Origin of the sequence: Acidovorax sp. NPDC077693 (assembly GCF_044542805.1) — a bacterium.
In the GTDB taxonomy this organism is placed as follows: Bacteria; Pseudomonadota; Gammaproteobacteria; order Burkholderiales; family Burkholderiaceae_C; genus Acidovorax.
On record NZ_JBITVD010000007.1, the window covers coordinates 94515 to 106950 of the forward strand.

At 66.5% G+C, this 12436-nt stretch carries 11 protein-coding genes; 5 read left to right on the forward strand and 6 right to left on the reverse strand.

Going from position 1 to position 12436, the window contains the following annotated elements; genetic code table 11:
• Nucleotides 1–27: 27 nt before the first annotated feature.
• The 3 genes from ACIGHN_RS11350 to ACIGHN_RS11360 are packed head-to-tail and all read right to left on the reverse strand — an operon-like array spanning nucleotide 28 to nucleotide 5284.
• Complete coding sequence (locus ACIGHN_RS11350) at nucleotides 28–2604, reverse strand: response regulator (RefSeq protein ID WP_396504438.1); 2577 nt, start codon at nucleotides 2602–2604, stop codon at nucleotides 28–30.
• A gap of 12 nt (nucleotides 2605–2616) precedes the next feature.
• The gene (locus tag ACIGHN_RS11355; protein WP_056169456.1) at nucleotides 2617–3075 is read right to left on the reverse strand and encodes a response regulator; all 459 of its coding nucleotides are present in this window, start codon (nucleotides 3073–3075) and stop codon (nucleotides 2617–2619) included.
• Entirely contained in the window at nucleotides 3068–5284 is a 2217-nt protein-coding gene (locus tag ACIGHN_RS11360) for an ATP-binding protein (RefSeq protein WP_396504439.1), read from the reverse strand. Before ACIGHN_RS11360 ends, ACIGHN_RS11355 begins: the two co-directional genes overlap by 8 nt.
• Nucleotides 5285–5584: 300 nt before the next feature.
• Here ACIGHN_RS11360 and ACIGHN_RS11365 point away from each other — a divergent pair, with 300 nt between their 5' ends.
• Nucleotides 5585–5818 carry a DUF3820 family protein gene (locus ACIGHN_RS11365; protein ID WP_396504584.1) on the forward strand — a complete coding sequence of 78 codons (234 nt, stop codon included), beginning with the start codon at nucleotides 5585–5587 and terminating at the stop codon, nucleotides 5816–5818.
• 66 nt (nucleotides 5819–5884) lie between these two features.
• The gene (locus ACIGHN_RS11370; protein ID WP_200912439.1) at nucleotides 5885–6061 is read left to right on the forward strand and encodes a LiaI-LiaF-like domain-containing protein; all 177 of its coding nucleotides are present in this window, start codon (nucleotides 5885–5887) and stop codon (nucleotides 6059–6061) included.
• Between the two features lie 140 nt (nucleotides 6062–6201).
• On the opposite strand, the gene serB is transcribed toward ACIGHN_RS11370, so the two are convergent.
• Together serB and phnD are read right to left on the reverse strand one after the other, a co-directional pair.
• Nucleotides 6202–6915 (reverse strand): phosphoserine phosphatase SerB, encoded by a 714-nt coding sequence (gene serB / locus ACIGHN_RS11375; protein ID WP_056418443.1) that lies wholly within the window; start codon nucleotides 6913–6915, stop codon nucleotides 6202–6204.
• 131 nt (nucleotides 6916–7046) lie between these two features.
• Nucleotides 7047–8093: a phosphate/phosphite/phosphonate ABC transporter substrate-binding protein gene (gene phnD / locus ACIGHN_RS11380; RefSeq protein WP_396504440.1), complete on the reverse strand. Its 1047-nt coding sequence runs from the start codon at nucleotides 8091–8093 to the stop codon at nucleotides 7047–7049.
• A gap of 408 nt (nucleotides 8094–8501) precedes the next feature.
• Here phnD and ACIGHN_RS11385 point away from each other — a divergent pair, with 408 nt between their 5' ends.
• Together ACIGHN_RS11385 and ACIGHN_RS11390 are read left to right on the forward strand one after the other, a co-directional pair.
• Nucleotides 8502–9992, forward strand: a complete 1491-nt coding sequence (locus ACIGHN_RS11385) for a carotenoid oxygenase family protein (RefSeq protein WP_396504441.1) — start codon at nucleotides 8502–8504, stop codon at nucleotides 9990–9992.
• 115 nt (nucleotides 9993–10107) lie between these two features.
• Nucleotides 10108–10326, forward strand: coding sequence for a hypothetical protein (locus ACIGHN_RS11390; protein ID WP_396504442.1), 219 nt, complete (start codon nucleotides 10108–10110; stop codon nucleotides 10324–10326).
• Nucleotides 10327–10353: 27 nt separating this feature from the next.
• On the opposite strand, the gene ACIGHN_RS11395 is transcribed toward ACIGHN_RS11390, so the two are convergent.
• Entirely contained in the window at nucleotides 10354–11391 is a 1038-nt protein-coding gene (locus ACIGHN_RS11395) for an NAD(P)H-quinone oxidoreductase (RefSeq protein ID WP_396504443.1), read from the reverse strand.
• Between the two features lie 116 nt (nucleotides 11392–11507).
• Between ACIGHN_RS11395 and ACIGHN_RS11400 the strand changes: the two genes are divergently transcribed.
• A complete protein-coding gene (locus tag ACIGHN_RS11400; protein WP_396504444.1) occupies nucleotides 11508–12377 on the forward strand; it encodes a LysR family transcriptional regulator in 870 nt (289 codons plus the stop codon).
• Nucleotides 12378–12436: the final 59 nt, after the last annotated feature.

Here is a 12436-nt window from a genome sequence, read left to right on the forward strand (position 1 = left end):
GTCGGCGGGGGCGACGGGGCGCGGCGACTAGAACGCAGCCTTGACCAGCGTCTGCACCTTCTGGCCGAACACATGCAACTCGAAAGGCTTGGTCAGCACCTGCATGCCGGTGGGCAGGTGTCCGTGGCTGAGCACCGCATTTTCGGCATACCCGGTCACGAACAGCACCTTGAGCGCCGGATGCGTCGTGCGGGCCGCATCGGCCACCTGGCGGCCATTCATTCCGCCGGGCAAGCCCACGTCGGTGACGAGCAGCGTCACGGAGGGGTCGTGCTGCAGCAGCTCGACCGCGCCAAGCCCGTCCTCTGCCTCCAGCACGCGGTAGCCCATCTCACGCAGGACCTCCGCCATCAACGCGCGGACCGAGGCTTCATCATCGACCACCAGAATGGTCTCGCCCAGCCCGGTGTTACCGAGCGGTGGCGTCTGCGCGGTGTGCTCACTGCGGACAGTGTCTTCACCCAGGTGCCGCGGCAAGAAGATGCACACGGTGGTGCCTGCGCCCACTTCCGAGTGGATCCTGGCCTGCCCCCCTGACTGGCGCGCGAAGCCGTAGACCATGGAAAGACCCAGGCCGGTTCCCATTCCCAGGGGTTTCGTCGTGAAAAAGGGGTCGAACGCGCGGGCGATCACTTCGGCAGGCATGCCGGTACCGTCGTCGGTCACGGCAATCGACACGTACTGGCCCGGCCGCATGCCTTCGTCGCTGGCGGTGCGTTCATCGATGGACCGGTTGGTGGTCTCCACCACCAGGCGGCCACCATCGGGCATGGCATCGCGGGCATTGATGCACAGGTTCAGCAGCGCATTTTCGAGCTGTCCGGGGTCGGCGAGCACCGGCCACACGCCGGTCCCGGCAAGTACTTCCAGCGCAACCTGCGGTCCTATGGAGCGGCGAATCAGGTCCTCGAACCCGCCGATCAATTGATTGACCTGCACGACCTTGGGCTCGAGCGTCTGCTGGCGGGAGAAGGCCAACAGACGGTGCGTGAGCGCGGCTGCCCGTTTGGTCGCGGTCTGGCCCATCTCGATGTAGCGCAAGGATGGAGATTCCTTGCCGGCCTGGCGTTTGAGCAGCTCCAGGCTGCCCGAGATCGCACCGAGCAGGTTGTTGAAATCATGCGCCAGGCCGCCGGTCAGCTGGCCCACGGCTTCCATCTTCTGAGACTGCCGCAGTGCGGCTTCGGTCCGCATGAGTTCAGCGGTGCGCTCCTTGACCTTGCGTTCGAGCGAGTTCGCCAGCGCATGCAGGTTTTGTTCGGCGCGCCGGCGCTCCACCGCGTGGCGGGTTCTGTGCGCCACCTCGCGGATGAGGCTCATTTCGTCCGCCGTCCAATGGCGCAGAGTGGCATGGTTCAGGTAAAGCAATGCCACCAAGCCGCCTTCCTCATTCACCGGCATGTTGATGACCGACTGCGCACTGATGGCGATCAGCGCATCAGCCGTATCGCGCGTGCGCGGGTCGGTGCGGGCATCGGCAAATACCACCGTCTCCCCCCGCTTGAGGTCTTCGATGTAGCTGCCGAAGTCCCGAAAATGAAGCGTGCCTGCCAAGGTCTCAATGCCCGGCGCGTTCCAGTCGCGGTCGATGGTGATCGTCTCTGCCTCGCGGTCGATCAAGCCGTAGCCAGCACGGCTCACGTCCAGCACCCGGCCCAGGGCCTCGGCGGCGCGGTAGGCGATTTCATGCGGCTCGTGCGGGACGCCATAGACATCGCGTTCCAGAAGCTCCATCAGCTGCGCACGCCGGCCGGCCAGCACGATGTCGGTGATCTCCTGCGAGATGCCGGCCATGTAGGCGGGTTGTCCCTCCGCGTCACGCTCCAGGCGGCCCATGATCCGCACCCACGCCAACTGGCCATCCGGTCGCACGATCCGGTACTCGATGCGGTAGTCCTCGCCGGTCGCGATCGTGTGGGCGACCGAGGCTTGCATGCGCGCCAGGTCATCGGGGTGCACGGCGCCCAGCAGTTCGGCGTAGGTAAACGGCAGGGATTCGTCGCGGCCGAAGTTGGCCTTGCAGTGGCCTGAGGCCATGAGCTCTTGCCGCGCCAGGTCCAGTTGCCATACGCCCAGCTCGCCAGCATCGGTGGCGGCCCGCAGCCGCGCCTGCCCTGTTTCCACTTCGCGCACGCGCTGGGCCAGCTCCACCGTCAACCGTTCGGCTTCTTCCTTGGCGGTCTGCATCTCGGCCACTGCCGCGATGCGGGCTGACCGCTCTGCCACCTCGCGCAGCGCGCGGTCCAGCACGGACGCGAGCCGTGGCAACCTCGACTTGCTCACATAGTCGGTCGCGCCGCGCTTGAGCAGTTCTACCGCGTTGTCCTCGCCGATCACCCCGGATACAAAAATGAAGGGAACCAGCGGCATCCGCTCGCGGGCCAGGTCCAGCGCCTCGGTGCCGGTAAAGCCGCCCAGTTCGTGGTCGGACAGGATGACGTCGAAACCGCCGCGCTCCAGCGCGCCCGCAAAGCCCTGGGCATTGCGAACCCATTCGATGTGGGCGCGGGGGTAGATACCCAGCAAGAATTCCTGGAGCAGTTCAGCGTCGAACGCGGAATCCTCCAGCAACACGACCCTCAGCGGGTGCTCCGATCGGACCATGGTGCCCAAGATCTACTCGTACCTGCGGTTGGTGCGCAGGGACCCTGGGGGCGGCTCATTGAGCACTGCCCAAAACACGCCCAGATCGGCGATGGCAGACACGAACTGCTTGAATTCGACAGGCTTGACCACGTACGCGTTGACACCCAGTTCGTAGCTGCGCAACAGGTCGCTTTCTTCCTGCGAAGAGGTCAACATCACCACCGGAACACTGCGCAGTGCCGGACTCTGGCGGACCGCTTCCAGCACCTCCAGTCCGTTGACCTTGGGCAGCTTCAGATCGAGCAGGATCACCGCCGGGTTGCCTTCGGCGCGGTCGGCATATTCGCCTTCGCGGCGCAGGTAGTCGAGCGCTGCGGCGCCATCGCGCAGCACCACGACGTCGTTGGCCAGCTGGCTTCGCTCCAGGGCCAGGAGCGTCAGTTCCTGGTCGCGCAGGTCGTCCTCGACCAGAAGAATCGGCTTAAGCATGATCGGACTCGTTCCCGACAGATTGAAAATTGGCAGCATTGTGCCCGGGCTCGGGGATCTCGAACCCAAAAGTGGCGCCATGTCCTACGTCGCTGTGGGCCCACACGCGGCCTCCGTGCCGCTCCACAATGCGTTTCACGTTGGCCAGCCCGATGCCCGTGCCCTCGAACTCTTCGGCCTGGTGCAGGCGCTGGAATACCTGGAACAGTTTGGCTGCATATTGCATCTGAAAGCCGACGCCGTTGTCCTGTACCTCCAGGCCCTGTCCTTCGGCGTTGCGAACGGCCCGCACCGTGACCACGCAGGGATTGCTGTCGCGGCTGTATTTGACGGCGTTGCCCATGAGGTTGCGCACCGCCACTTGCAGCAGCAGCGGGTCGGCCATCAGCACGGGAAGGTGCGGGTCCACACGCCATTCAATGGTCCGATCGCGTTCGTGGCGGGAGATTTCGCGCACCAACCCTTCCACCAGGCTGTTGCAGTCCACCCGCTTGATTTTGAGCGCCGTGCGGCCCATGCGGGAAAAATCCAGCAAGGCATCCACCAACTGGCCGGCGAATGCCGCCGCATCCTTGACATGGCCCATGTAGCGGTGTGCACGGGCGGTGAGCGCCGTGCCTTCGGTTTCCATCACCAGGTCCACATAGCCAGCGATATGGCGCATGGGCGCCCGCAGGTCGTGCGATACGGTGTACGAAAAAGCCTCCAGCTCCTTGTTCACGCGGCCCAGTTCGCTGGCGATGGCGGCCAACTCCTCTGCGCGGCGCAGCACGACCCCGATCAGCGCCTGGCGCAGTTCACCGGCCGTGCCGATCTCTGCCGCGGACCAGGGGAGGCAATGGCCGCCGATTTGCTCCACCCAGCTTGCAAAGCTGTGGCGGGGGTGGATCCGCCCTGTCGCATCGGGCTGGCGACTTTTGCGCGGATCGCCCGCCCACGTCACCGTCTGAACCAGCTCGGGCCTGAACCACAAGATGACGTGGCGATGCACCTGCGAAATGGAAATGGCCAAGACGCCTGAAGCGGTGGTCTGCCATTCGGCTGCCTGCGGGTAGTGGGCGGTGAGCTGCGAACTTTCATAGACCTCATGGCCCATGCCCGCGACCCAGTTCGCCAGATCCAGCAACGCATCGGTGGGCGGCGTCTCGCCCGCGGTCCAGGCCTGGTCGTCCAGCACCACGGCCGCACCCGTGGCACGGGCCAGGCGCAGCAGGAGCGACGGCTCGTCCACGATGCGGCGCAGGCTGGCATCGCTGTCCGACAGGTGCGCCACCAGCTGCAGGGTCAGCTTTCGCAGCTCCAGCCGTGCCGCCACTTCTGCGGTGGCCTGTTTGGCATCGATCTGCATGGAGAGGAATTGGCCGAGCAGCGAGCAGGCCGCCCGCATGCCGGAGTCCAGATACCGGGGCGCGTGGTCGTGGCACGAGGCCAGGCCCCACAACTTGCCGTCCACCACGATGGATACCGACATCGACGCCAGGGTGCCCATGTTGCGCATGTACTCCAGGTGCACGGGCGACACGCTGCGAAGGAACGCTTGGGACAGATCGATGTCGTGTGCCGTCGGCCCATCGGGCACGGCCAGCAGGGGGACCGCCTGGTAGTTGGCGTCCGGAATCAGCCGGAACCGGTTGGACAGATAGAGCGCTCGGGCCTGCTGCGGAATGTCCGTCGCGGGGAAGTGCAGCCCCAGATAGCTGTCGTACCCCGGCGCTACGGCCTCACCCAGCACCTCGCCATGGCCGTCTGCGTCGAACCGGTAGACGAGGGTGCGACCGAATCCCGTCAGGCGCTGCAATTCTTCCGCGGCCAGCTGGGCCAGTGCCTGGACCGTGTCGGCCTCTTGAAGACGGGGCAGAAAATCGCGAGCCACGCCATAGATGGGCTCCTCCGGCCGCTGTTGGGGAGGGGTGGGCTCGCACTCCAGAATCAGCTGTGTGGCGTTGCGATGCGCCCAGCAGGAGTGCATCTGGGCATCGATGTGGAGCACACCCACCTGCATGGACACGCCGCCGGGTGGTGTGGCATGCAGGGCCTGATGGTCCATGGCAGCCAGGGCATCGGCAGCTGCATCGAACCAGTTGGCGCTCCAGGCTTGCAGGGCCAGCGTTTCACCGTCAAGAACCAGCATACGGCCATGCGGCTGGATGGCGCCGGGGATGCGAATGGGCTCTTGGTCACAGAGCGTGAGGTCCGAAGGAGTATTCATGGCGAGATCTGAGAACGCGGAGGGTCGGCTGTAATAGACCGGCGGGGAATTTCTTGTAGCATTTTCCAGCCCATGCCTATTTGATCACGCGCGTTGCGGCCAGCTCTTTGCGCGCGCCGCCTTGCCGCTCTCGACATAAGTGCGAGATTCCTCGCCTGCGGGCGTTAATCTTGAAAGCTGACCAACGCCTCACTTCCCTCATGGCAAGCTACCCATATCTCCTGGCGCGGCGCGCAGAATGCGCGAGGCCGATTGCAGCAACACGTGCACAACAACCCCACGAGGTGAGCGATGCAGGCCATTGACCCCGACAAGCTGCACCGCCTGGTCACCGTGCAGATGCCCTACGGCAAGTACAAAGGCACGCTGCTGGCCGACCTGCCCGGCAACTACCTGCACTGGTTTGCGCGCGAGGGCTTTCCCCAGGGTGAGCTCGGGCAGTTGCTGGCGCTGATGCGAGAGATCGACCACAACGGCCTGTCCGATCTGCTCACGCCGCTGCGCGCCGGCGCCGCAGGTCGGCCTGCACCGTAGGCGCGGCGCTTTCCAGTCCCGCCATAATCGCGCTCAGACCACACCAACAACTCCGAGGGAATGCACATGAAGGGCAATATTGCTGCGATCGTTCTGGTCGTGCTGGGCGTGTTTTTTCTGCTGACCAACCTGGGGCTCATCAGCATCAGCCTGCGCGAGCTGCTGCGGGTGTGGTGGCCGGTGGCGCTGATTGCGGTGGGCGTGGCGCTGTTCTTCACGCCCGGCACCAAGAAGGACAAGTAGCCGCGCACAGCGGCAGGCTGCAGCAGCGTCAGCGCGACCGGGGCGGTTTGGCGCTCCTGGCTGCAGCGTATTTTCGGTGTCCTGCAAACACCCGAGGCAGGCTGTCGCATACCCCATCCAGGGCCTTCAGCAGGCGTTGCTCAGCGCAGCACTTCCAGCAGCCGGTCGAGCCCGCCCTCGTTGATGGCCACCTTGGCCTGCGCGCGCACGGCGGGCTTGGCGTGGTAGGCCACGGACAGGCCGGCGGCGCCCATCATGGGCAGGTCGTTGGCGCCATCACCCACGGCAATGGCCTGCGATGGGGCAATGCCCATGAGCGACGCCACTTCCAGCAAGGTGCGGCGCTTTTCGGCACCGTCGCAGATGTCGCCCCAGGGCTGGTCCACCATGCGGCCGGTGAGCAGGCCGGCGTCCACTTCCAGCATGTTGGAGCGGGCGAAGTCGATGCCGAGCCCCGCCTTCACGCGGTCGGCAAAAAAGGTGAAGCCGCCGGAGACCAGCAGCGTGGTCAGGCCCGCTGCCTTGGCGGCGGTGATGAGTTCTTTGGCGCCGGGGTTGAAGCGCAGGCGCTCGGTGAACACCTGCTCCATGTGCTGCACCGTCACGCCCTTGAGCAGGGCCACGCGCTGGCGCAGGCTTTCCTTGTAGTCGGTGATCACGCCCTGCATCGCGGCTTCGGTGATGGCGGCCACTTCGGCCTTGCGGCCCGCGGCGTCGGCGATCTCGTCCACGCATTCGATGTTGATGAGGGTGGAGTCCATGTCGAAGGCGATGAGCTTGTAGCTCGACAGGGACAGCGGGGGCTCGATGCCCTGGACAACAAGGCCGGGGGCGAATTCGGTGGCGTGGGTCATGGCTTGGAAGAAAGAAGGTGCTGGGCGTGGCCGCAAACCCGCAATGGTATCGCCCACGCCCCCACGCCCCCACGCCCCCACGCCCCCACGCCCCCACGCCCCTGCGCTTCACGCGCACGTTGCCCCGGTGCCTATGAGACGCTCGGCGGCAGCTTCAGGCGCAGTTCCAGCCGCGACGCCCGCTCGCTGATGGCCCGTATGCGCCGCGCCTTGTCTGCGTCCGACAGGTCCTTGCTGCGGTTGACCTGCTGCCAGGCCACGAACATGTCGATGTCTCCGGCGGTGATGAGCTGCGAGTTTCTGGATTTTCTGAACGCCGAGAGGTTGTTGACCTGTTTGAGAATCTGCCCGTCCAGGGCGTTGTCCTTGCCGAACGAGGTGACGATGTGTTGGAGCCTGCGGCGCAGGTCCAGGGGGAGTGCGGTGGACCATACCAGCGGAGACTGCGGTATCAGCGGCGATGTCCACAAGATGCCGAGCTGGCCGGCCAGTGCGGGATTCTTTGCTTTGAACATGGCCAGTTCTTCGTCGTTGGCCGTGGCGATATCCACCTTGCGCTGCGCTGCCAGGGTGAGGTTCTCGACATGGCTGCCACGGCGCACTTCCCTGAACAGGCTGGCCGGGTCGTTGATGCCCCGCTTGACGAACGCGTAGTACAGCGGCACCAGGTGGCCCGAGAAGCTCTTGGTTTCGCCGTCGGCGAAGACCAGTCCCTTGCCGGGCTGCTGGGCAGCGTCCAGAGTCTTCAGGCCGCTGTCCTTGTGGGTGACGATGATGGCGTGGTAGCCGGTGCTGCCGGTGTCGGTCACCATCTGCGCGAAGACCTCGCCGACTCCGCGCTCGACCACGGCCAGCGCGGTGGAATTGCCCACCCAGGCGAGGTCGATCTCCCCGCTGGCAAATGCGCTCGCCAGGGCGCTGGAGTCCGGCGATTCCCACGTGCGCAGGGTGATCGGCTGCCCCAGTTCCTGCGCAATCCGCTGGATGAATGAACTCCACGAAGCCACCGCGGCATCGGCCCCGCGCGGCGTGATCACGGCAAAGACCAGCGGCGATTTGCGGTTGCCGCCCTGCGCCTGCGCAGCAGGCGGTGCGGCCAGGCCATGGGCTTGTGCCAGCAGCAGGCCGCCGGCGGCCAGCCACTGCCGGCGGCTGTGCGCAGCGTTCATATTCACCATTCAATATCTCCTGTCATTATTTTTGCAAACTGGAATGCTTTGCAGGCTGATTCGCCTGGAAGTATTCGGTGGGTGCAAGGTTAATGCATTGGATGGAATATGTTCGTCGTGATTTTGCAGGTGAAGATCGGTAGGAACCCTGGGAATTGAGAATCCTTTCAATTGACTTTCGTTTGGCTTTCAATAATGGTGGGTGTTAATACCCTGTGCAGTTGATTCTGCAAATAATGAACACCCGCTGCCGGATTTCATGGCGGGTCGTCATGGAGACGCGCCCACAGGGTTGTTTGAACTGCTTTGCGGCGCGGCGCGGTCGTCCTTGGCCGTTGTCAGTGGCCAAACAGCGCTGGGGCGATGGCGGGACCTGGGTCATGATGGAGGCCGTCTGCCTGTTGCTTGAAACGCCCCATGACCACTGCCTCCACGGCTGTTCGCGCCGCGCCCGCGGGGTTGGCCACCCGCCTGCGCGGCCTGCAGTCCGATGCCCGCGAACTCACCGACGCCCCCGTGGAAATCCGCGGGCACATACCGCCCTGGCTGCTGGGCGGCAGCCTGCTGCTCAACGGCCCTGCGCTGTGGGACCTGCCGCACGGCAGCTACCAGCATTGGTTCGACGGGCTGGCCATGCTGCACCGCATCCGGTTCGCGCCGGGCGACATGGGCGGCGCCAGTGCAACCTACCGCAGCCGCTATCTGCAGACCGATGACCTGCGCGAGAGCCTGGCCGCGCGCAAGCCGGCGCGCGCAGCCTTTGGCACCCCGGACCCAAGGGGCTTCTTCCAGCGGCTGCGTCATCTGCGGCACCCCGTGGTCACCGACAACGGCGCGGTGGTGATGGCGCGCATCGGCTCGCAGTGGGTGGCGCAGACCGAGACGCCGCTGCTGACCAGCTTCGACCCCGACACGCTCAGGACCACCGGGCGCATCGAGTACGACGACGCCGAGGTGATCCACGTGATGTCGGCCCATGGCTTGACGGATGCGCAAGGCACCTACTGGAACGTGGGTGTGGAGATGGGCCCCCAGTGCACCTACAAGCTGTTCAAGATCGTGGCGGGCAGCCGCACGCGCGAGGTGATTGCGCGCTGGGCCGTGCGCCAGGCCGGCTACCTGCACGCATTTGCGATGACGCCCACGCACGCGCTGGTGTGGCAGCCGGCCCTGCGGGTCCATGCCATCCAGCTGGCGCTGTCGGGCAAGGGCTTCATCGACAACTTCAAGTGGAACGCTGCCGCAGGCTCGCGCATCGATGCCATCTCGCTGGTGGATGGCAGCGTGCGCAGCTGGGCGGGACCCGCGATGGCCAGCTTCCACGCGGTGCAGGCCTGGGAGGAGCCGAGCCCCGACGGGCGCTCACCCGCGACGCTGGTGCTGGACCTGTGCACCACCGATGGCCCCGAGATCTTCAGCGCTCTGGGCCTGGCGCGCCTGCGTGCCGGCGAGCCCGTGGGTGTGACACACCGCGTGCAGCGCTACCGGCTGCAGCCCGGCCACAGCGGCGCGCAGCCGCAGACGCTGGTGGACGGGGCCAGCGTGGAGCTGCCCTCGGTGCACGGCGCGTACTGGGGGCGCCAGCGGTCGCGCCACGCGTGGTTCGCAGGTTTCGACCCTGAGGGCCAGGCACCCCTGTTCGACCGCACGGTGAAGCTGGACCTGGACGCCGGGCGCATTGCCGGCACCTGGCAGCGCAAGGCGGCCGTGCAGCTGGAGCCCCTGTTCGTGGACCGCCCCGGCTCGACCGCCGAGGACGATGGCGTGCTGCTGGTGCCGACCCTGGCCGAGGGGGACGAGGGCACGGTGATCGGCGTGATCGACCCGGCCAGCATGCAGTGCTTGGCCACGCTGCACCTGCCGCAGGTGGTGCCGTTCGGCTTTCATGCGGCGTGGAAGCGCGGATGAGCACCGGTGCAGCTCACGTGGCCTGCGGTTGACATGGGCGGTTTTGGCCGCATGTGGAGGTTTGTCAGGTAGCCTTGGGCATTCGCCGGCAAGACCCTCCACCGATAGGCCACAGATGAAGACCATTGACGAAATGCTGCACCTGGACTTGCTCACCGCCGAGCAGCACGTGGACATCAGCGCGTGGATTGCGCGTTCCGCCTCTCCCGACGACATCCTGCAGATGCCTGCGCCCCTGTGGCAGGCGCTGGAGCGCGCCAGCAAGGTGATGGGCATCGACGAGGACCTGTTGCGTCCCCCGTCCTTCGATGCCGACAGCCTGGCCCTGGGCTAGGGCGCGCAATGCAGGCCTGGGTGCATGTCATGGGCCGGTGCCACCCGGCAGCAACAGGATCTTGCCCACGCTGAGGCCCGACTCCATGCGCCGGTGCGCCTGCGCGGCCTCCGCCAGCGGGTAGGTGCTGTCGATCACGGGCCGGATCCTGCCGTCCGCCAGCGCCGGCAGCCACCGCTGGGCAAAGCGCTGGACCATGGCCTGCTTGACCTCGGGCGGGCGCGACTTCATCACCGTGCCAAAAATCTGCAGGTGGCGGTACAGCACCGCGTCCATCGGCAGTGCGGCCCCTTGCGCGCCGCCCAGCAGGCCCACGGCCACCAGGCGCCCGCCCACGGCCAGCGAGCGCACGTTGCGCTCCAGGTACGGCGCGCCGATGAAGTCGATCACCACATCGACGCCTTGGTCACCCGTTGTCTCGGCAACCACGGCCGCGAAGTCCTCGCTGCGGTAGTCGATGCAGACATCCGCCCCGAAGCCTTCGACCGCGCCGCGCTTGTCGCCCCCGGCCGTGGCGAACACGCGGGCACCGGCTGCGTGGGCCAACTGCACCGCCGCCGAGCCGACGCCACCGGCGGCGGCGTGGATCAGCACCGACTCGCCGGGCTGCAGGCGGGCCAGGTGGAACAGTGCTTCGTGCGCGGTCACAAAGACCTCGGCCACCGCGCCCGCAGCGATCAGATCCAGGCCCGCGGGCACGTGCATCGCCATGCGGTGGTCGATGCGCGAGAGCTCGGCGTAGGCGCCGCCGCCCACGATGCCCATCACCCGGTCGCCCACGCTGAAGCCGCGCACTTGCGGCCCGACCTCGACCACCGTGCCGGCGATCTCCAGGCCCATGGTGTCCGCATCGCCGAAGTAGGCGCGGCCATAGGCGCCCTTGCGGTGCGACAGGTCGGCGCGGTTGACGCCGATGGCGGCGTTGCGCACTAGCAGGTCGTGGGGGCGCACCTCGGGGGCTGTGATCTGGCGGGCCACCAGCACCTCGGGCCCGCCGAAGTCGTCGAACACGATGGCCTGCATGGTGGGCTGGCTTGCTGCAGGGGGCAGGGTGGGTGCTGGCATATGGAGGCTCCTTGCGTTGGATGGATGTCGATGCCTCAAGGTTAAGTCGCCACGACACCTTTGAAATGCAGCGATTTCGCTCTACAGTGATGCAAATTTGCATCACCAAAACCACCATGAACTGGGATGACACCCGCATCTTTCTGGCGCTGACCCGCGCACCCTCGTTGCGCGCCGCGGCCCGCGGCCTGGGCATCGACCAGGCCACCGTGGGGCGGCGACTGAACGCGCTGGAGGCCGAGTTGGGCGCCAAGCTGTTCTTGCGTGCCAAAGACGGCTACCTGCTGACGGCCGCGGGCGAGACCGCTTTGGCCGCAGCGCGGCGCATGGAAAGCGCGGCGCTCGACCTGCGCACCAAGATCGAAGGCCAGGACGACAACCCCGGCGGGCTGGTGCGCGTCACCAGTTCCGATTCGATCGCCATCGAATTCCTGCTGCCGGCGGTGGAGCGGCTGCAGCAGCGCTGGCCCACCATCCGCGTGGACCTGGAGATTTCGACCCAGGTGCTCAGCCTGACGCGACGGCAGGCCGACATCGCGTTTCGCAACGTCCGCCCTGAGTCGCCGGACCTGGTGGTGCGCCGGGTCGCCGCCTGGCCGGTGGGCCTGTTTGCCAGCGCCGCATACCTGGCGCGCTTCGGCGAGCCCGTGCCCGATGACGAGCTGCGCGCCCACCTGCTGGTGGCCTACCGCCCGTACCTGGACCAGAGCCCGTTTCCCACGGTGGTGGAGGTGCCAGCCCGCCAGGCCAGGATTGCCATGGCCGTCAATTCCAGCCTGCTGCTGCGCAAGGCGGTGGCGGCGGGCATCGGCCTGGGCGAGATGCCCGTGCACCTGGGAGAACGCGAAGGCTTGGTGCGGGTATGGCCGCAGCGCCGCCGCGCCAGCGACCACGAGGTCTGGCAGGTCATGCACCCCGACCTGCAGCGCACGGCCCGGGTGCGGGCCACGGCGGAATTTCTGTCGGAAGCCTTCGGTGGCCGCTGAAATGGTGGGCTGAAGGCTGCTGAGTGGTCTGCGTCAAAGGCCCGGACGTTGGCACTGGG